This window comes from Streptomyces sp. NPDC058289 (assembly GCF_042880975.1).
GTDB classification, from domain to species: domain Bacteria; phylum Actinomycetota; class Actinomycetes; order Streptomycetales; family Streptomycetaceae; genus Streptomyces; species Streptomyces stoeckheimensis.
On the sequence record NZ_JBHVYI010000127.1, the window covers coordinates 1 to 19,321 of the forward strand.

The 19,321-nt window shown below is 66.0% G+C and carries 15 protein-coding genes; 7 read left to right on the plus strand and 8 right to left on the minus strand.

Translation table 11 applies throughout. The features are described 5' to 3' along the window. Positions 1–240 precede the first annotated feature (240 nt). Positions 241–6,645 carry an RHS repeat-associated core domain-containing protein gene (locus ACFVX6_RS37450; RefSeq protein WP_389699064.1) on the plus strand — a complete coding sequence of 2,135 codons (6,405 nt, stop codon included), beginning with the start codon at positions 241–243 and terminating at the stop codon, positions 6,643–6,645. Between the two features lie 1,128 nt (positions 6,646–7,773). Here ACFVX6_RS37450 and ACFVX6_RS37455 read toward each other — a convergent pair. Then, entirely contained in the window at positions 7,774–8,532 is a 759-nt protein-coding gene (locus ACFVX6_RS37455) for a MerR family transcriptional regulator (RefSeq protein WP_389699065.1), read from the minus strand. Between the two features lie 333 nt (positions 8,533–8,865). On the opposite strand from ACFVX6_RS37455, the gene ACFVX6_RS37460 reads away from it, so the two are divergent. The 3 genes from ACFVX6_RS37460 to ACFVX6_RS37470 all read left to right on the plus strand — a co-directional run bounded on the left by ACFVX6_RS37460 (position 8,866) and on the right by ACFVX6_RS37470 (position 10,409). Then, positions 8,866–9,243, plus strand: a complete 378-nt coding sequence (locus ACFVX6_RS37460) for a DUF6193 family natural product biosynthesis protein (RefSeq protein WP_389699066.1) — start codon at positions 8,866–8,868, stop codon at positions 9,241–9,243. A gap of 87 nt (positions 9,244–9,330) precedes the next feature. Then, entirely contained in the window at positions 9,331–9,837 is a 507-nt protein-coding gene (locus ACFVX6_RS37465) for a hypothetical protein (protein WP_389699067.1), read from the plus strand. Then, positions 9,834–10,409: a DUF6262 family protein gene (locus ACFVX6_RS37470; protein ID WP_389699068.1), complete on the plus strand. Its 576-nt coding sequence runs from the start codon at positions 9,834–9,836 to the stop codon at positions 10,407–10,409. The genes ACFVX6_RS37465 and ACFVX6_RS37470 overlap by 4 nt, the downstream gene beginning before the upstream one ends. A gap of 97 nt (positions 10,410–10,506) precedes the next feature. Here the strand turns inward: ACFVX6_RS37470 and ACFVX6_RS37475 are convergent, their stop codons facing one another. The 4 genes from ACFVX6_RS37475 to ACFVX6_RS37490 all read right to left on the minus strand — a co-directional run bounded on the left by ACFVX6_RS37475 (position 10,507) and on the right by ACFVX6_RS37490 (position 13,345). After that, a complete protein-coding gene (locus ACFVX6_RS37475) occupies positions 10,507–11,196 on the minus strand; it encodes a hypothetical protein (protein ID WP_389699069.1) in 690 nt (229 codons plus the stop codon). Between the two features lie 44 nt (positions 11,197–11,240). Beyond that, entirely contained in the window at positions 11,241–11,798 is a 558-nt protein-coding gene (locus ACFVX6_RS37480; RefSeq protein WP_389699070.1) for a hypothetical protein, read from the minus strand. Between the two features lie 582 nt (positions 11,799–12,380). Further along, positions 12,381–13,037: a hypothetical protein gene (locus tag ACFVX6_RS37485; protein WP_389699071.1), complete on the minus strand. Its 657-nt coding sequence runs from the start codon at positions 13,035–13,037 to the stop codon at positions 12,381–12,383. A gap of 62 nt (positions 13,038–13,099) precedes the next feature. Continuing rightward, entirely contained in the window at positions 13,100–13,345 is a 246-nt protein-coding gene (locus ACFVX6_RS37490; protein ID WP_389699072.1) for a hypothetical protein, read from the minus strand. A gap of 1,005 nt (positions 13,346–14,350) precedes the next feature. On the opposite strand from ACFVX6_RS37490, the gene ACFVX6_RS37495 reads away from it, so the two are divergent. Further along, positions 14,351–14,938 carry a hypothetical protein gene (locus tag ACFVX6_RS37495; RefSeq protein WP_389699073.1) on the plus strand — a complete coding sequence of 196 codons (588 nt, stop codon included), beginning with the start codon at positions 14,351–14,353 and terminating at the stop codon, positions 14,936–14,938. A 700-nt stretch (positions 14,939–15,638) separates the two neighbouring features. Here the strand turns inward: ACFVX6_RS37495 and ACFVX6_RS37500 are convergent. Further along, positions 15,639–15,767, minus strand: coding sequence for a hypothetical protein (locus ACFVX6_RS37500; protein WP_389699074.1), 129 nt, complete (start codon positions 15,765–15,767; stop codon positions 15,639–15,641). A gap of 343 nt (positions 15,768–16,110) precedes the next feature. Here ACFVX6_RS37500 and ACFVX6_RS37505 point away from each other — a divergent pair, with 343 nt between their 5' ends. Continuing rightward, positions 16,111–17,343 carry an oxygenase MpaB family protein gene (locus tag ACFVX6_RS37505; protein ID WP_389699075.1) on the plus strand — a complete coding sequence of 411 codons (1,233 nt, stop codon included), beginning with the start codon at positions 16,111–16,113 and terminating at the stop codon, positions 17,341–17,343. Between the two features lie 137 nt (positions 17,344–17,480). Here ACFVX6_RS37505 and ACFVX6_RS37510 read toward each other — a convergent pair whose 3' ends face one another. Then, positions 17,481–17,687, minus strand: coding sequence for a hypothetical protein (locus tag ACFVX6_RS37510; protein ID WP_389699076.1), 207 nt, complete (start codon positions 17,685–17,687; stop codon positions 17,481–17,483). Between the two features lie 530 nt (positions 17,688–18,217). Between ACFVX6_RS37510 and ACFVX6_RS37515 the strand changes: the two genes are divergently transcribed. Further along, positions 18,218–18,451, plus strand: a complete 234-nt coding sequence (locus ACFVX6_RS37515; RefSeq protein WP_389699077.1) for a hypothetical protein — start codon at positions 18,218–18,220, stop codon at positions 18,449–18,451. A 286-nt stretch (positions 18,452–18,737) separates the two neighbouring features. On the opposite strand, the gene ACFVX6_RS37520 is transcribed toward ACFVX6_RS37515, so the two are convergent. Continuing rightward, complete coding sequence (locus ACFVX6_RS37520; RefSeq protein WP_389699078.1) at positions 18,738–19,130, minus strand: CPCC family cysteine-rich protein; 393 nt, start codon at positions 19,128–19,130, stop codon at positions 18,738–18,740. Between the last annotated feature and the right edge of the window lie 191 nt (positions 19,131–19,321).

The following is a 19,321-nucleotide window of genomic DNA, read 5'->3' on the forward strand; positions in this document are numbered from 1 at the left end:
TCGGCCCTGCTGCTCCGCGCGCCCATCGCCACTCATTCACACACACCTCTACCTTGCGGCTCATCCGCTCCAGGAGTTTTTGTGTCAAGAAAAAGAAGTCTGTTGGCGAGAACACCGATCATCGGAGTCCTCGCCCTGGTCTTGTCCGTAACCGGCTCGATCGCGGCCCCCCTCGCCAGTGCCGCAGAGGCATCCGGCCGACCGTCGAACCCGCAGCACCGGCCTGCGAAGGTGAAGTCGGTGCCGGTCGAGGCGATGGCCTCGGGTGACCTGATCGCCAAGCTCAAGGCCGAGGACAAGGCCCAAGCCGAGCGCGCGAAGGCCAACCCGAAGAACACCTGGCCCAAGGCCACCACTCTCAAGGGCAACTTGGCCAGTGCCCCGGCCACCAACTCCCTGGTGGCCGTAGCCCCACCGACCAAGACCGCCCGCTCGGGCGCCGCCGCCGCGGGGCAGGCCACGGTGCAGGTGCTGGACCAGCAGGCAGCTCGCAAGGCTGGCATCACCGGTGTGCTGCTCACCGCCACCGCCGCCACACCCGGCACCGCCAAGGTCGAGGTCAACTACGACTCCTTCGCATCAGCCATCGGCGGCTCCTGGTCCACCCGCCTGGGCATGGTGACCCTGCCCGGCTGCGCACTGACCACCCCGGACAAGCCGGAATGCCGCACGACCACACCTATCGCCTCCAGCAACGACATCGACAGCCATGAGCTGTCCGCCAACGTCAGCCTGGCCGGCGACGCCAAGCCAGCTGCAACGAGCAGCGTCCTGCTCCGGGCCAAGGACGCTCCCCCAAGCACGCCCTTGCTGAGTGCTGCCTCGGCCGCACCCACCGTGCTCGCCGTGATGGCCACGAGCACCGCCTCGCCGTCGGGTGCCGGTGACTACAAGGCCACACCCCTCGCCAGCTCCTCGACCTGGGAGGCCGGCGGGGCATCAGGGTCATTCAATTGGTCCTATCCGATTACCGTGCCGCCCGGAGTAGCTGGCCCGGTGCCGGCGTTGTCCCTGTCGTATGACTCGGGGTCCATCGACGGCCGCACCTCGAACACCAACAATCAGGGTTCCCAGGTCGGTGAGGGCTTCGACCTGACCTCCTCCTACATCGAGCGCAAGTACGGCTCGTGCGAGGAAGACGGCCAGACGGACAAGAACGACCTGTGTTGGAAGTACGACAATGCCTCCCTCGTCCTGAACGGCCAGGCCAACGAACTGGTCAAGGACCCCGCCGACGCGTCAGGCAACACCTGGCGCCTGAAGAACGACGACGCCACCAAGGTCATCCGCGGTCGGGGCGCCGGCAGCACCGATGACGGCGACACCACCACCGACCCGAACGACACCGACGGCGAGTTCTGGAAGGTGATCACCAGCGACGGCACCACCTACACCTTCGGCCTGAACAAGCTCACCGGCGCGCCTGCCGACACCGAAACCAACTCGGTCTGGACCGTCCCCGTCTACGGTGACGACGAAGGCGAACCCGGCTACAAGAAGAGCAGCACCTTCTCCGGCCGTGCCGTTCAGCAGGCCTGGCGCTGGAACCTCGACCTGGCCCAGGACCTGCAGGGCAACGCCGCCACCTACTGGTACACCAAGGAAGGCAACTACTACGCGAAGACCGGCGACAAGGCGACGCTGGGCGCCTACACGCGCGGCGGCTACCTCAAGGAAATCAAGTACGGACAGCGGGCCGACGCACTCTTCACCGGAGTCACCTCCGGCAGGGTCACCTTCACCTACGACGAGCGCTGCGAGTCGGGCTGCTCCTCCCTCACTGAAGACACGGCCGACAACTGGCCTGATGTGCCCTTCGACGCTATCTGCGCCAGCAATGAGACAGACTGCAATGCCACAGGGCCGGCGTTCTTCACCCGTAAGCGCCTGATCGGCATCACCACGCAGGTGTGGTCCACCTCTGCCACCCCGGATGCCTTTATCGATGTAGACGGTTACGCCCTCACCTCCGGGTACACGGCGCCGGTCAATCTCAATGACCCGAGCGACCGTAGTCTGGTCCTTAAGTCGATCGTCCGCACCGGCAAGAACGGCACCGACCTCAAGCTGGATCCGGTCGATTTCGTCTACGACAACCGGCCCAACCGGGTCGACGTACCGGGCGACAACATCCTGCCCATCAACCGCCCCCGCATCCGAACCATCACCACAGAGACCGGTGCAACGACTACAGTCACCCTGTCTGACCCGGAGTGCGTGACTGGCACCAAGATGCCGACGGCGGTCGATGACAATGACGACGCCACACGCCCTTGCTACCCGGTGAAGTGGAAGCCCAACGGCGGCGACACCAAGCTCGGCTGGTTCCACAAGTACCGCATCACCAACGTCACCACCAAGGACGCCGTCACCGCAGCCACCGTGGTGGCCTCGTATGAGTACGAGAAGCCCGGCTGGCGCTACAACGACGACCCCATGACGAAGGAGAAGGACCGCACCTGGTCCACCTGGCGCGGCTACGGCAGAGTCACCACCTACAACGGCGTCGGCTCCAACCGTTCCAAGAGCACCAACGTGTACATGCAGGGCATGTACGGCGACAAGACAGCAGACCCGAAGGTCACCCGCACCAACAAGGTGCCCGTCATCGACATCGACGGCAGCGGTCCCATCGCGACGTCGGACTACACCGACTACGACCAGCTGTCCGGCTCCCTGCGTCAGTCAGTCACCTACAACGGGTCAACCATCGTCGGGTCCTCCCTGAACTACCCGGGATACACGAACACCGCGACCCAGACCGTCTACAAGATGGATGACGCGGGGCACGTGGCCAAGGACGGCGACGGCAAGCCGGTCGTCGACAAGACCATCACTGCCTCGCGGGTTCGTACGACGCGCGCGTACGAGTACACCTACCTGACCGCCTCCGACGCCTTCCGTCGGACCCAGACCGACTACTCGTACGACGGCTACGGCATGATCGAGCGGGTCAATGCCCTGGGCGACCACGCCAAGAGCGGTGACGAGACCTGCACCAGCACCTGGTACGCCCGCAACCCGGCGATCGGCCTGACCAGCCTGGTCTCCCGCACCCGGACCGTGGCCCAGGCCTGCACCGATGCCGACGGTAGCGACCTCACCGATGACAAGCTGGACCTGCCCAGCTCCCTCACCACCCGCGGCGACGTCATCTCCGACACCGCAACCGTCTACGACGACGCCACGGTCACCGGCTGGAAGGACGGGCGCGTCCCGAACAAGGGCCTGCCTACCTGGACCGGCCGCGCCAAGGCCTACCCCGCCGTCAACGGCACCAACCCGCGCAGCCCCTCCGAAACGGACGGCTGGCAGAAACTGTCCAGCACCACTTACGACGTCCTCGGCCGACCTCTTGCCGTAACCGACGCAGCAGGCAACACCGTCACCACCGCCTACACCCCAGCAGCCGCCGGTCCTCTCACGTCCACGGTCAGCGCCACGCCCACGCTGGGCTCCAACGGGCAAATCCACCGCACCTACACCTACCTCGACCCTGCCCGGGGCTCGGTGACCAAGACCGAGGACGCCAACGCGAAGATCACCACCAACGCCTACGACGCGCTCGGCCGCATCGCCGGCACCTGGTTCAACAATCGAAGCCAGACTGGGGGAGAGACCCCGAACGTCAAGTTCGGATACGTTCTCAAGCGCGGATCCGCGCCCTGGACCTCGATCACCGAACTCAAGCACGACAACGCGAGCTACCGGACCCCGGTCTACTCCATCAGCGACTCACTGCTGCGCCCCCTGCAGACCCAGACCCTCTCGCCCAACGGCGGACGGATCCTCACCGACACCCGCTACGACTCCCGCGGTTTGGCCTACGACACGTACGCCGACGCCTGGGACGACAAGAACGCGCCGGACGGCGACTACGATTCCGTCACCGCCGGCGGGCCCTTCCCGCAGACCAAGACCTCCTTCGACGCCGCAGGCCGGCCCACGACCGCCGAGCTGTGGGTCAACGGCGTCAAGAAGTGGTCCACGGCCACCAGCTACACCGGTGACTCCGTAGCCACCAGCGCGCCTGACGGAGGCACAGCCAGCCGCACCATCACCGACACACTGGGACGGACCACAGAGACCCGAACCTACGCTGGCGAGCAACCGGCGGATAGCGCGTACGGCGCCACCCTCGGAACCGCCTACACCAGCGTGAAGTACGCGCCCACCCGCGATGGCAAGGCCGCCACGGTCACGGGGCCAGACGGCGCCAAGTGGTCGTACACCTACGACATCTACGGCCGTCAGCGCACAGTCACCGATCCGGACAGCGGCACGACCACCACGCACTACACGTCCCTGGACCAGATCTCCAGCACGGACGACGCCCGCGGCACCACGCTCCTGTACTCCTACGACGAGCTCGGCCGCAAGACCGACCAGTGGCAGACCTCGCGCACCGATGCCAACAAGCTCGCCGCCTGGACCTACGACACGATCCTGCGTGGTTCGCCGACCGCGTCCATCCGTTACGTCGGCGGCACGACTGGCAAGGCCTACACGAGGAAGGTCTCGGAGTACGACTATCTCGGTCGCGCCAGCAAGACCGAGCTGATGCTGCCCACTGATGACCCACTGGTCACCTCGGGGGCCGTCAACGCAACCACCTCATACGGCACAAACCTTTGGGAAGACGGCACCGTCTCCACCACCTCTGAGCCCGCAGCAGGCGGCCTCGCCTCAGAGACCATCACCACCAACTACAACAGCTACCTGCTACCGGACGGTCTCTCCGGAACCAGCGGCTACGTCCAGAGCGCTGGCTACTCGCCCCTCGGCAAGCTCGAAACGATGAAGCTCTCGCGTTCGGGAGCGCTCGGCGTCAAGGACGTCGACATCGCCAACATCTTCGAGGAAGGCACCGGCCGCCTCAAGGCAACCACCGTCTACGAGCCCACCCACGGCCTCGTCCAGGACACCACGTACACGCATGACGACGCCGGCAACGTCAAGTCGATCTTCGACAAGGCGACGGTGAGCGGGGCCAGCGCGGCCGACTACCAGTGCTTCACCTACGACGGCCAGCGCCGCGTATCCGAAGCCTGGACCCCGAAGACGGCCGACTGCGCCAGTACCGGCCGGAACACGGCCAACCTCGGAGGCCCCGCCTCCTACTGGAAGTCCTACACCTACAACGCCGGCGGCCAGCGCGCCTCGGAGACCACGCACAACAGCTCCAGCACCACCAACCGCACCTACTGCTACGACACCAGCCGCAAGCACACACTCGTCGCAAGCACCACCAACGCCGACTGCACGGGTGTCACGGACCAGTACGCCTACGACGACAGCGGCAACACCACCAAGCGCCTCCGGTCCCCCTCCAGCGCTGACAGTCAGACCTTGACCTGGAACGGCGAGAACCAACTCAACAAGCTCGTCGAGGGAACCGACGCCACTTCCTACCTGTACGACGCTGACGGCGAACTTCTCGTCCGCCGCAACACCGGCGGCGAGACGGTCCTCTACGCCGGGGCCACCGAGGTCCACCTCGAAGGCACCAAGAAGTGGGCCAACCGCTACTACACCGTCGGCGGCCAGCGCATAGCCGTCCGCAGCAACGAGACCGGTACTTCCAAGGTCTCCTTCCTCGCCGGCGACCACCACGCCACCTCCTCCGTCGCCATCGACAGCGGCGACGAGCAGACCGTCAGCAAGCGCTACGTCACCCCATTCGGCGCCCCCCGCGGCGACACCCTCGGTACCTGGCCCGACGACAAGCGTTTCCTTGGCAAGACCGCCGACACAGACACAGCCCTCACCCACATCGGCGCACGCGAATACGACCCCTACACCGGCCAGTTCATCAGCGTCGACCCAGTCCTCACCCTTGAGCAGCACCAATCTCTCAACGGCTACAGCTACGCCAACAACAACCCGATATCCACCAGTGACCCCACGGGGCTCTGCGTCCCGATAGAAGACGAGAACGGGCCTACTGGCGCCTGTGAATCGGGCACCCGTCCAGGTGAAGGTGGCGGATCAGGGGGAGGTACTGCAAAGGTCACCGGCACCGCACCTGTAAATCTCACCAAGCCTGCTGTCGCACCAAAGGTGGAAAGCCCCGAGCTTCGGAAAATCCTTGGGGACATCTACATGAAACCTGGATATAGCCCGGAGGTCGGCAACGGAAAGGTTGCCGAGGCACTGCTGAATGAACTGAAGACGGGCAGGCCGACCAAGGGACTCTGGCATGTCGCCGATGCGGCTGATTGTATGACCCGCCTGAGAGCACTCCTGGAGGAGGATCGGAACCCGCGCAGCTCGACTCACCTATCTGCATCGGATCGCGCAGTCATCCTCACGGAAGCAGAGGAAATCTGGAAAGCGCTGGACACGGTGGACGAGGGAGGCGAGATCACCAAGGTCCTAAAAACCAACCCGGTGGCCAAATCCACTGTAAAAGCCGCAGTGGAAAAGATGTGGAAAGCGCCTTCCATGGCGTCGATAACGGGAGCAGAGTTCGATCATTCGCCCTATAGAGCACCCCAGGCTCGGGGAAATCCAAAGATGCCCAGGGTGATGAATGGAATAGGAATTGTCGGAGATATTCTTTTCATCTGGGATGGCATGAAGGCGTTTCTAGGGGGCGAGGGATCGTGTGAATACACAACTCAGTGCCAAGGCCCAACGGCCTAGCAGCTAAAACAGCGGAAGCGCGGTTCGCGTACACGCAATTTACCTCGTGACCCTCCCTGCGCCGCAGGGAACCCAAAGCCGGCTGACCTCATGGTGAGCAGGAAGGGTAGAATCTTCCACGGCCGATCACAGACTTGGCCCCCGATGCACTCCCGCATCGGGGGCCAAGTAATCGACAGGAACGATCAACTTGAACGGAGCCATCGATATCTATGCAATTTGACTCGGACTCATCCTTCGTTCGTGGACTTCTCTGGGATATTTTTCCAGAAGCTAGAGAGTCGATCCTCGATCTAGAGCAAGCGGAACTCGAGTCCTCAGGATCATTCGAAGGAATCCCCTTCGGGGTTGGCCCATACACTCTGACGAGTGACATTTTTGTCCACGGAATCCTGACACCCACCCTAGCAAATGCTCCAGTGGATCCAGAACTGGCGACTCGCTGTGTAATCTTCATAGAGTCGCTATTGGTCAGCAACAGGCCCGGAATTAATGAAATGGTCAGCATTAGGATAACGGATCACCTCTTGGGGTATCCCGGAAACTGGGAGAAGCTTCAAAAATTTGCCCGGTCGCGCCTACTATTGGAAATCAAAGAGAGGGCGCCGTACTATCCCGGACGAAATGTGACGGAATGACATAGTCATGAATGAGCCTTTTCCAGCCTCATGCTTCATACTCAGGCGTGGTGAAGGACAGCCCACCGGGCGGGGTCGGCATGCGGGCACCCTTTCCCTTATTCGAGGTGATCGACCAGCTCGCCGTAGCCGTCGAGCGCCGCGAGGGCTGAAAGCGGAACCTGTGCAAACACTGGAACAAGGTGCGATCTCTCGCCTTCGTGTCAGACGCGACCTGCGCTTCTCTCACCACGCCCCTGAACCGACCAGACGACGGCAGCCATCACTCAGCGTGCACACACCACACAACCTGAGCCAGAGCCCGACTTCCGACAGCGATTGTTCAGCTCGTCGGGAGGCGGTCCTTCCTGAGGGAAGTCGTTGTTCATGAGAACGGGCAGCAACCTGTTGAGGGGGCCGTGGCCGGTCCTCGGGATCGAACATCTCCGGCCCTCCGTGACACGGCGCAACCGCCATCGCGGTCCTCTCTCGATGGCGGTTGCGCCGTGTCTCAGTGCAGCCGGGTGGTGGCGTAGGCCTCGATGGCGTCGCGCTGGTATGCGGCCAGACCCGGGGCGATGGCCTCGTATGCGGCGCGCCACGTCTCGTTGTCGACGACGGAGCGTCCGATGGCCCGGTAGTCCTCTGCGGTGACAGCGCGCAAGGCTGTCAGTGCCCGGTACTGGGCGTCGATTTCGGCCTGGACCGGGTCGGCGTCGGCCGGGTGGCCTGCGGCCATGAGTTCGGCCAGCCGGATCATCTGCGCGGTGCGATCACGGTGCGCGGTGTCGGCGTCCGCCTGGCTCATCGCGACGGCGCGTCGTGCGACTGCTTCGGCGAGTTCGGGGAAGTCGTGCATGTTCCCCTCGTACTGGGAGGGCGTCACGCCTTCGAAGAGGTTCTCCGGTCGGTTGATGGTCATGGGGTTGCCGTCCTTCCTGGACTGCTCCAGTTCGGCGATCGTGCGGGAGACGGTGCCGGCCAGGGCGTCGAGCCGGTCCCGTTCTGCGAGGAGGTGCTGGTGGTGGCCTCGCAGGGCATCCACCTCGTCGACCTGTTCAGACAGGATCCGGCCGATCTCAGGCAGCCCGACGCCCAGCGCCCGCAACACGAGGATCTGCTGCAGCCGCAGGAGCTGGCGCTCCTCGTAGTAGCGGTAACCGTTGGCGCCGATCCGGGCCGGCGGGAGCAGGCCCGTCTCGTCGTAGTGGCGCAGTGTCCGGGCGGTAACGCCCGACATCCGGGCCACCTCCGCAATCGGCCAGTCCATCACGACTCCTGCACATGTGTGTCGCCGGGCCGGCGTCTCCGGCCCTGGTCACGAAGGTAGGAGTTGCCGCAACGGCAACTTCAACCCCAAGACCCAAGATCCTCCCCAATCGAACAGGCGCGGTCTGCACCCCAGGCGGAACGGCCTCCGCCCGCTGCCGAAACGCGTGAACATCTGAACCCTGCCCAGGGCTCCCGACGCCTCCCCGTAGAAACGCTGTCGTCTCTCGGGTTCTGGCTCAACTTCTGTGGAGTCATGGTTCCGTACGTGCCGGGGGCGAGGTGTTTGCCATCCGCCTCATCGCTCGGTCCACGGGTTTGACACCCTGCTTCCATGGATTCATCAGGCGCGGCGGAGGACGTCATCGAGGCCGAGTGGACGAGTCTGCTCGCTTCGGATCGGGTGGACGGTGGTCTGGTGCGGGCCGCCTACGCCGAACCCAGGCTGCGGCAGCTCTTCCCTTGGGTTGGCATGTGGGAGCTGCATTTCAGCCGGTGCACCGAGCATCCCTGCACGTGGGACGTGCCGTACATAGCCCCGCGGAAGGGTGGGGGCTTCGTCGTGGCGGGACCGTCCAGGGCGCAATCCGTCGGTGAGGCTGACACCGTCGAGGCAGCCGTGGAGATGGTGGCGGACCACCTGCCTCCAGGCTGCGGGCGAGCGGTTCTCGGCAACCGTCACGACCTCGCCGCTTCGGCACAGGAAAGCTGACGATCGGGCCGCGAGTTCCCCGAGCGACAGCTTTCACAGAAGTTGAGCCAGAACCGTCTCTCGTGAACAGAGCCACCGGGCACAGACGTGCTCCAGCACGTCTGGGTCGCCGGCCCCGGATCCCCCAACCCCGGGGAGCTGCTCTCCCACACCGTCCGCCCCCTCGATGCGGCCCGGGCACAGGCACTGGCCATCGATCTCTCCCGTCGCAGCACACCCGCCGAGGGCGGCTTCTGCACGTTCCAACCCGTCGTCAACGGCGGCGCCTGCCCCTTCAGCCTTGACTGCACGGGGTGCGACAAGTTCGTGGTATCCGGCGCTGACCTGCTCTATTGGCGCCGCAAACGCGAGCAGTGGTACGCCATCGCCGAACGCGCCCCGGACGATGCCACCGCCGACTACCTGCACCAGGTCTTCGCGCCCACCGCGCGAGCCATCGACGGACTGGAGAACGTGCTCGCCGGCCTCGGCCTCCTCGACGACGCCCTCGCGCTGGATCTGCGCCGCCCGCAGGACTACTTCCACCGCATGTGGAGCACCGCCTTCCGGACAGCGGACTTGGTCCCAGCCGACGAGGAGGACATCCCGGCATGAATTCCGCGATCCCCGCGTCACGGACTGCGGCGGCAAACCGCGTCCGCTGCGCACGGACTCAGAGCAAGATCGATCAGGTCCGCACCGCTTTCAGCGTCCTTAAGCGGCAGCGGACCACGATCACCGTCGCCGCCCTGGTCCGCCAGGCAGGCGTCTCCCGCACCTTCCTCTACGAAAACCCCGAAGCCCGAACCCTCGTCACCGCGAACATCAATCGAGACAGCCACGGTGGCAACCGCGGCGTCCCCGCGCCCAGGGACAGCGACGGATCGCGTGACCGAGCACTCAACGCCGAAGCCGCCCTGAAAGACGCGCACTGCGAGATCCGCACCCAGCGGAATAGGATTGCCCAGCTCATGGGCCACATCCGCGACCTGGAAACCCACCAGCCAGAGGACTCAGCCCAGCGCATCTCCGCCGAGAACACGGCGCTCAAGGATCGCCTGCGCCAGCTGGCCCAGGACAACCGGACACTCGAAGACCGCCTCCAAGCCGCCCGCTCCAACACCCGCTTCCTAGATCGGCGAATCTCACAGCTCGAAGCCCAGCTTCTGGAACGTGACCAAGCCTGAAGCAGCCCAACGGACTGCCGAGTCAGATCTGGCCGGCGGCCTTCCGGCCGAGCTGGCCGCTGACCTTCGGTCGGCGAGCCCGCGCACTGCACTGGCGTCAAGCCCCTTGGGGCGACGCGGCCTCGTAGTGGTCCAGATACTCATGCATTTCGGCGTCGAGGGACACATCGCCCACGCCATTCACAGCGCGCCAGAGACGGTTCTCAAGCCAGAAGCGGTAGGCGAAGTACTCGAAGGAGGGAGCACACCAAAGGATCTCGGCCTTCTGAGCGGCAAGATCGTTCAGATCGCTCTCTGGCTCGGAGTCCTCCGAGTCCCGCGATTCGTACTCGTACTCGTAGTCAAGGTAGGAGTTGACCACGAAGACATCGCCAGACGGGCGCAAGTAGAGGTACCAAAGAACGCAGTCCTGCTGGTCACGGAAGAAACGGACGAGGAACGCACCCGGCTCAACGGGGCTCGGCAGTGGCTCGGAGAGGCTGCTCCAGCAACCAGTCACCGACACCGAGTCCAAGGACTCTCGCAGGTTCGACGAGACGTGGAAGGTGACGAAGTCCTTCGGCAACGTCAGCCCTTCGGCAGCCAGCCTCTCCTCCAGCTGCCGCACCTTCGCCGCCCGCTCGGCGACGACTTCGCCTGGATCGCCCAGCCACTGGAACACGCCTGTGAGCTGCTTCTTGTCCAGAGGCGGCAGGGTGTCGTAGGGATACCTCTCATACGTATAGCGGCAGGGGCGATGGTCGCCGAGATCTGTCGCACACCAGGCAGCATCAAAGTCGACGCCCATCGCCAGCAGCTCCGTTCGTAAAAGGACATGCGATCGACAGCATGTCACCCGGGTCCGACACCACTGCGTGGCAGAGCCGACGCGGCCCGCTTGGTCTTCGCGTGCACACGGTCGCGAAGCTCGGCCTGATAGAAGACGGCTTTGTCGCCGCCGAGCCCGAAGGACTCACAAATGTCCGCCACTGTTTCGGCGTCTTCCGCCGTACCCGTGAGCCCGATCTGGACAAGCCTCCAGAACCCCTCCTGCACGTGGTGCCTGCACGCCTCGCCCAGACCCTCACTTCCCGCGGTCGGTCCGTAGTCGCCGGAACCCGCAGCCACGAAGGACAACGTCTGCAGCAGCACGTCTCGGGTCAGTGTCGAGAGGTCGCTGGCCAGCGCGGCCATGATCACGCCGACCGCTGGCGGAGTGCACTCGAAGATGATCGTGCTTCCCTCGACATGACCATCGAGGGTGTATCCGATCATGTCCTGGGGCGTCTCAGCAGTGATGATCGCCTCGATCAGAAGCGGCACATGCTCCGCAGAGTCACCGCAGCCGCACTCCAACGACGCCCAATCGACGCGTCGCAGTTCTGCGCGTACCAGTTCACCGACCTCCACCGCGGACCCCCTCAAGGCATGCCCGGCTCCCGGGCTCCGGCGCTGCGATCAAGCATGAGGCACCCATCGGTCCCCCCGCCATCGTGTGCGTCACGAAGTATCTGCCACAGCCATTTTGCGGATCCTCATCACGGGCACACGTCGCGAACATGCACGCAACTGATTGCCGCAGCCCAGAGCTCATCTAGTCACCTTGACGATCGGTAGTCCCGGTGATCTCGTCGCCCTCCAGCAGGAACGGGAGCGGACCTACAGCGCCCTCGCGCACACCCCAGCCGGGGCCGGAACGGCCGCGCTGCGGCGCGCCCTGGTCCTCCTCGACCTCCGCGTCGCCACACACCCCTACTGGCCCTCCCCCGCCCAGTGGCGGACCGGCTCCGCCGAGCTGCGCCGCACCGCCCGGACCCCCACCCCCACGGCAGCGCAGCATGAGCGAGCAGACCACCTCGCGGCCAAGCCGGGGTTCATCGAGGTGGAGAGGTTCGAGGAGTACGGAGCGAGCAGTGGTTCGGCGTGCGGCCCTCGGCCCCGCCGTCCGGCTGAGCCGTCCCGCCTCCCCTTCGCCGGGGGAATCCCCCGACGTCACGCGGCCGGCTGCGGGCTCCCGTGGGACACGCCCGAGCGCCGCAGGGCGCGCAGCATGGCCGGCAGGTCGGCGGGCTCGCCGCCCGAACCGCGGACGAGGGTCTCCAGCAGCTCCGGCGTCAGCTCGTACCACTCGGCGCGGCGCACCAGCTCCGCGCGGCGCTCCCCGAGGACCGCCCCGCCGTCGAGCTCCCGCAGCAGCTCGCCCTCGTTGACGAAACGACTCAACCCGCAGTCGAGACCGTCGTCATCGAGGTCCGCCGGGTACGGAGCCCGTGCCCAGGACCCGTTCTCGGACCAGTACACGCACCCCAGCTCGTTGCCCGCGATCAGCTCACGGAGCTCGTCGTGGGGGATCCAGTCCGGAGCCCCGGCAAGCATGTCGACGGGCGGCTCGTGCCACTTGACCCCGCTGGACTCGTCCTCACCGAAGAGCACGAACCGGTCCCCGCCCAGCGGCTTCAGCGTCCACCAGGTGCAGCCGCAGTCGTCGAGGTGCAGCCCACGGTCGTCGATCCAGCAGCCCGTGCGGTGGACCGGCGGCTTCTGCTCCGCCTCGGTCGTCGCCTCCAGCACGGCGACCGCGCTCCACCGGGCCCACAGGACCTCCGGCGCGGGCAGGTCCTGCGGCAGTCCGGGCCGGTGCACTGTCATTCCATCCCCCACGGGTGCGCGATCACGTTCCCGACGCACCCTAACCGTTCCCGGTGGCACCCCTACCGTGGTGCGGTGGCGTCCGCTGGGAACGCGGCGGGCACCTGCTCCCACGGGTCCGCGCGCGAGAACCCGAGCAGCGCCCGGTCCGCGGCACGTATCAGCAACGGCAGGACCTCGGCGGCGAGACGGCCCCGGTGCGTACGCGCGAGTTCCGCGAAGGCTCGCTGACAGGGGGCGCCGTAGGTGCCGGAACTGTCCGTGAGCAGCCGGTCCAGGTGCCCCCCGCTCACCCTGATTTCGCCCATCGCTGCACTCCTTCCGGTCTCTACCCGGCCTCGCCGAACCACGGGCCAGACCCGGCCGCCCCTGCCAGGGTGCCGAAGCACTCCCCACCCGGCCCGACCCGGAACACAGGCAAGCGACGGCCACAGCGAACTCGCCGACCGCCTGAAAACACCCTCGCCCACCCCCTCCACGCGGCAGCCCTCACCACCACCCTGCTCACCGGAGCCGGCCCCGCCCGCCTCGCGCTGATCCGCGGCACCGACGTCCACCCCCACGGCACCCACGTCAAAGTTCACGCCCCCACACCCACCGACACTGCCGGATCCACGTCCTGCCCACCTGGGCCCACACCCTCATCACCGCAGCACACCACCACCACCTCGACACACCGGCAGCCCGCCAACCAGCCCCCCTTCACCCCCTCATCACCGCCCGTGATGCCGCCACCCTCACCGAACACGCCACCGCCATCCACATCCGCCGCCCCCCTGACACCCCACACCTCCGGAGCGCACGCAGGAGACCGGCGCCGTCCAGGGGCGCCCGGCGCCAGCCTGCTCCCCGAAGGACCCAACCGTCCTACTCCCACGCTCCGAAACAGCCGCCCTCCGAAGGCCCGACATCTCGACCACGGGCCCGCACAGACGCCGAAAGCGCAGTACCAATCTCCACCGAACTGACCAGTCAAAACGTCAAAGACGTCAGCGTAAAATCGGCACCAACTGTCAGCCCACACACCCACTGAACAGCGGCAATCCCCGAAAAGCCACTGACAAACCAATGCACATCATCATCAGTCCTTGCCCGGTGGGCGTGGGCATCGGGATGATCTTGAAGACCTGGCGACTGGGAGCAGACCCGAGCCGGTCGGGGAACGTGGGGCGGCGGACGTCTCCCCTGCGGATCAGCGACCAAGGCCAGGCGAGCGGCGCGCGGAGGGTAATTGCCCGATACGGCACTAGTCAGCGGTTCAGTCGACGGGCACCATTAGGACCGCTCAACGGACATATCCTCAGGAGGATGTCGTGCAATTACTTCCCCGAAGTCTGTCACCGGTAAGGACGCTATTCGCGGTCTTCGCGGCCCTCACACTCGGCGCCTCGGCCTCCACCGCCGCCGCCACACCCATCCCCCAGGCCCCTCAGGACCTGGTGCCCAATCCCGCTGGGGCGTACTGCTCAGTCGATCTCAGCAATCAGAAGACAGCCTGCTTCACCACGGAACAGGACCTGGTCTCCTACGGCTCCACTCTGGCGTCGGTTCCACTCGTCTCGGTCTACAACTGGATCAACTACGGACAAGGCGGCGGCTACACCATCTACTTCGGCGATCACGCCTGTACCGCCACCACCAACGACCTCGAGTACGGCCTTCCGGGTCTCACCCATCCCTACGCTTCCAATAACCCCAGCGGGATCCTCGAGAACAACACCTACAGCTCGGTCAGCACTTACACCGCGCAATCCTGCGACATCAAGCTCTTCGATGGCGCCAACTACACCGGCGCCTCCTCGGAATGGATCGACCGGTGCACTCACCTGGGCGGATCGGGAACCGGAGACTGCCCATCCGCCAACTGGTACGACCGTGCCAGCTCGTTCCAACTCAGCTGAACCGTGCCGGTCCCCCCGTCTCGTGCCTGAGTTCTATTAAGTTGCCGGTGACGACCAGTTCGTGGCGGGGCTCGTCACCCTCGGCGGGCCGATGGACTCCTTGACGGCCGACGGGCCAGGGCGACACCAGCGTCCCGCTCCTCGGCCGTGACCGGATCGAGGAAGGCGAGCAGGTGGGCGGGCGGCCGTGTCTGCTGGGACGCCCAAACGGGGGAGGCGGCTCGCTCCGTCGGGCGAGGCCGGTAGGCCCAACCGGACGCGGAGTGGTCGGCTGGCTCCAGCGCCGGAGCACCGAATGAATGCTTCCCGGCGTAGAAGGAGAAGCACCCGATGTTCTGGCAGCGGTCCAGATACAACGGCCCCGTCACGCCTCCGCGGCGGTCACAACCCGACCAGCCGGCCGATCCTTCCCACCCCCTCCCACAGCCGGGGCGCTTCCGCCGGAGGCCGCTCGGGCTGCCGGCACTACTACTGGCGGCACTCATGCCTGCCCTGCCGGCCACGAGACCCGTACAGACTCGGAAGTACCTTCCCGATCTCCACAAAACTGACCAGGCAATACGCCAAAAACGTCAGCGCGAAATCGGCACCCACCGTCAGCTCCCCAACTCGGCACACACACCCACTGACCAGCGACAATCCCCCGGCACACCACTGACACTTCAACGACGAAAAACCACTGACAAAACCACGCACATCATCACTCGCCGGTCAACTGCATGCCCTCGGCTTGGGCGCGGCCGACCAACTCGTCGATGAGCTGGTCGTCCACCCCCTTCGCCGGCTGCGGTTCAGCCACCTCGACAGACTCGGCCTTGTCGCTGGTCATCGATGCATCTTCCTTGATCAGGACTTACACCGATCGTTTTGCAGTCCCTCGACCGGTGCTGCGATCGGCGGGGGGATTGGTACGAGGCCTCCCGCGAGGTCGACGCCATGGACCAGGCCGGATGTAGCTGAAAGCAGGGTGGGCACGGCTGTCTGCCGCCCGCCTTCAGCCGGCATGGGCCGCGCAGGCCACCGTTCCACGGGTACTTGCCTATGCAGGACCAGACACGGGCGTGCTCGATCTGGAGAGATCACTGGCGAGAACGGAGATCATTGTCATCCGATCGAGGGGATCTTGGCTTTCCGGTGCGGCACCGTCGACGACGATCAACCAAGATCGGCACATGAGCAGCAACATGACACGACGCCAGATCATCGGCACCGCAGCGGTGGCCGGCGCCACAGCCCTCCTCGGCAGCGGGACCACGGCATCCGCCCGCGTCACATCGGGCCCAGGACCCTCGCGGGCCACCGCGGCCGAGGTCGACGCCCAGGAGAAGGCCCATTTGGAGGGCCTGAAGCAGATCGCGGACCCACCCTGCGACGAAGCCATCGCCGATGCCTTCCGGCGCGGGCAGGGCGCTGCCGTCAACGAGGCCCTCAAGGGCTGGAAGACCAACGGCCAGGCAGTACCGGACGGGCTGCCCGCCCAGCTGCACGACTTCCTGCAGACCACACGCCAACTACCCTCCTGGGCCGAACCGGAGCTGATGACTGGCGGGCTCCGCTTCGCCCTGGCGCACGCGCAGCAGATCTCGTTCGCCGCGGTGCTGGACGTGACTCCCGAGCGGATGCGCTACCCCGCCGCGGCCGCCGCCGTCTTCGGCATCGAGGGCCCTCACGACAACAAGAAGGGCTTCGCCAAGGCCCTGCGGGGAGTTGGCGACATGCTGCACAAGGACCCGTACGGGCCGAGCGGGGCAGGGTTCGTCACAACGGCTCGAATCCGGCTGGCGCACTCCGCGGTGCGCTACCTGCTCCACACCGAAGGAGACTGGGAAATGGTGAAGTGGGGGGCGCCACTGAGCCAGCTGGACATGCTCGCCGAGGGGAACCTGTTCGCCAGCTACCTGATCGACCACCTCTACAAGCTCAACGTCCACCCGGGCGAGCAAGAAGCGGAACAGTACTTCCACTCGTGCCGCGTGTTCGGGCACCTGCTGGGGATGTCCGAGGACGGCATGCCCGCGACCCTGGCCGCGGCGCGCAAGCGGGCAGCGGCGGTGGACACCCTCCACGCACGGGTGACGCCACAATCCGCGAAGTACGTAAAGGCGACGATCGAGTACTTCTCCTCCCTGGCCGGTCCGAAGGAGATGACCGTGCCCCCGGCGACCGCACTGGTGCGGTACATGATCGGCGACAAGGACGCCGACGCCTTCAGCCTGGCCCGCTCCACATGGGACGAGGTCGTACCGACCGCCGTGCACGGCTTCTTCACCGGCACGCAGGCCGGCGGGCTGCCGACACCATCCGCGACGATGACGCGCCTCGCGATCCAAATGGTCCGCTACGCCATGAACGACGGCAAGGAGATCGACCTGACCATGCCACTGCACCTGCACGGGCACCGGTAGAACTCCCACGCCCGGCATCCCCGAACGCTGGACCCGGAACACTCCGCCAGTGGCCCACAGCGGAACCTGACCGCCCCTGCAAAATCGGCATGACCGCGGCGGAAGCCCTCGGAACGGCGATCGTCCTCTCCGGAGCCTCACCGGCTGCCGCCGAGGGCTTCCCTGTCGTACTTGTCGCCGTACAGGTCACGGATCTCGTCGATGTCCATCTTCATGGCCAGGTCCCAGCGGCCGCTGTCGATGAGGGCCTGCTGATCGGCGCGCCACTGCACGGAATCGGCCCCAGAACCGGTGCTCGTGACCGCGCGGTGGTCGTCGTACTCCATCCGGATCGGCGGGCCCATGCCCGCCCCGCCGCCGCGCTTGTTCGTCTCCCCGCTCCAAGGGATGGGGATGAATAGAACGTGGAACCTTCCTTGGCCACGTTGATTTCCCGTGGACCCGCGGATGCCCGCGGCGATCGGCGCGGCCCTCTCGTCATGCCCGCGCCGGCGGGGCAGGATTTGGAGGGTGACGGCTGAGTTGAGGGCAGAGACCGTCGTGTGCTCGTACTGCGCGGCGGGCCCGACTGATGGCCAGGCGCGTACGGTCGCGGTTGCGGCCGGGTGCCGCCTGACGGTGACGTGGCATGTGCTGTCTTGCCCGCACTACGCGGCTGACCGAGTCCTGGCGGGAAAGGAGGACTGAGCCCGACCTCGGTCCGTTTGAGCCGCGCCGAGGCCGAGAGGTAACGGGCGGGCGGGGCCTGACTCCCGTGCAGGCTGCTGTCCGGCCTCTCGAAACCGTCGGCGGGCCGGGCGGGATCGTAGAGCGGCCCGTCCTGCCGTTCGCGGTGGTCGTGACCTGTGACTACTGCGATCCGTTGGCGGATGACATGACAGCACGAGGGGTTCCCGAGGAGTGCCGGGGCGGCGACCCGGCCAGCCATGGCCCCTCCACGGGCGGTCCGGCGGGTATGCATCCCCGCGCCCACGAAGCGATCGAACACATCGTGCAGGCGGTCCGCGCCGGCGACGACGCCCGCATCCGCACCCTGCTGGCCACCCTGGCCGCCGCCGCGGACACCGCGGTGCTGCACCTGCGCGAGCGGCTGTACGCGCCGGACTGAGATGTGGTTCCGGCCCGGTGGAACAAGTCTCCGGTGCTCACTGGGCGCCGGGCACCCCACGCCAGGCTCGGACGGCGGGGCACCTCCCGGCCCTCGGCGAGCCACTGACGCTCGACAGCGTCGTAGATCGGTGCGTCGGACGCCTGCCAGAACTCCTCGGCCAGCCGGGCGAATCCGGCTCGGTCGAACGCCAACGGAACGACGCGGCAGCCAAGGGGCAGGTCGCACGCGAGCAGATTTTCGACGGGCTCCTTCACCGACTCGACGAACAGGCCGGGTGACGACGTCACTGAGCGGGACGCCAGAATCCGGTGCTCCGATATCGCCACCAGTAAAGGACAGTGCGGTCGTCAGGCCAGGCGGCCAGTTGCAGCGCCTTGGGCTCGAAGCGGTCGCGGTCTGTGTCGATGGGGCGCCAGCTCGGGTCCAGCGGCTCGTCGTCCTCGGGATGCCTAACGTGTTCCATGGACCGTTCGTCGCATGCTCCGTAGTCCTGGAAGTTCTGTTGGGCCTCGATCAGGGAAGGTCTGTTGGCGCCACCTGAGTAGTCCGGCCAGCGCAGCTGGATGTCGTCGTCCTCCCAGAAGCAGACCGGGCAGATCTGATAGGAGCCGGGCCCGTCGTTCATCGTCAGGTGGCCGCAGGACACGCAGGGATACTTCAGGATCACGTCCGACATCCTGCCGGACGCCTACGTGAAGCCCCAGCGGGTTTCCCGGGCTTGACATCGAGACCCGCATATTAGAGGGATGCCGACCTCGAAGGTCCGCTACGACTGTGAGGATGTTCAGGTACCGCTTCGGGCGGTGGCCTGACTCGCGCTACGACTGGCCCTGGTGCCTTGAGTTTGATCTGTCGGCCACTGCACGG

Excerpts from the sequence above, each read along its gene's own strand:
- ACFVX6_RS37455 (WP_389699065.1), bottom strand. The coding sequence starts at position 8,532 with ATGGACTGGCCGATTGCGGAGGTGGCCCGGATGTCGGGCGTTACCGCC.
- ACFVX6_RS37460 (WP_389699066.1), top strand. The coding sequence starts at position 8,866 with ATGGATTCATCAGGCGCGGCGGAGGACGTCATCGAGGCCGAGTGGACG.
- ACFVX6_RS37470 (WP_389699068.1), top strand. The coding sequence starts at position 9,834 with ATGAATTCCGCGATCCCCGCGTCACGGACTGCGGCGGCAAACCGCGTC.
- ACFVX6_RS37475 (WP_389699069.1), bottom strand. The coding sequence starts at position 11,196 with ATGGGCGTCGACTTTGATGCTGCCTGGTGTGCGACAGATCTCGGCGAC.
- ACFVX6_RS37485 (WP_389699071.1), bottom strand. The coding sequence starts at position 13,037 with ATGACAGTGCACCGGCCCGGACTGCCGCAGGACCTGCCCGCGCCGGAG.
- ACFVX6_RS37490 (WP_389699072.1), bottom strand. The coding sequence starts at position 13,345 with ATGGGCGAAATCAGGGTGAGCGGGGGGCACCTGGACCGGCTGCTCACG.
- ACFVX6_RS37500 (WP_389699074.1), bottom strand. The coding sequence starts at position 15,767 with ATGACCAGCGACAAGGCCGAGTCTGTCGAGGTGGCTGAACCGCAGCCG.
- ACFVX6_RS37505 (WP_389699075.1), top strand. The coding sequence starts at position 16,111 with ATGAGCAGCAACATGACACGACGCCAGATCATCGGCACCGCAGCGGTG.
- ACFVX6_RS37510 (WP_389699076.1), bottom strand. The coding sequence starts at position 17,687 with ATGGGCCCGCCGATCCGGATGGAGTACGACGACCACCGCGCGGTCACG.
- ACFVX6_RS37515 (WP_389699077.1), top strand. The coding sequence starts at position 18,218 with ATGACAGCACGAGGGGTTCCCGAGGAGTGCCGGGGCGGCGACCCGGCC.
- ACFVX6_RS37520 (WP_389699078.1), bottom strand. The coding sequence starts at position 19,130 with ATGTCGGACGTGATCCTGAAGTATCCCTGCGTGTCCTGCGGCCACCTG.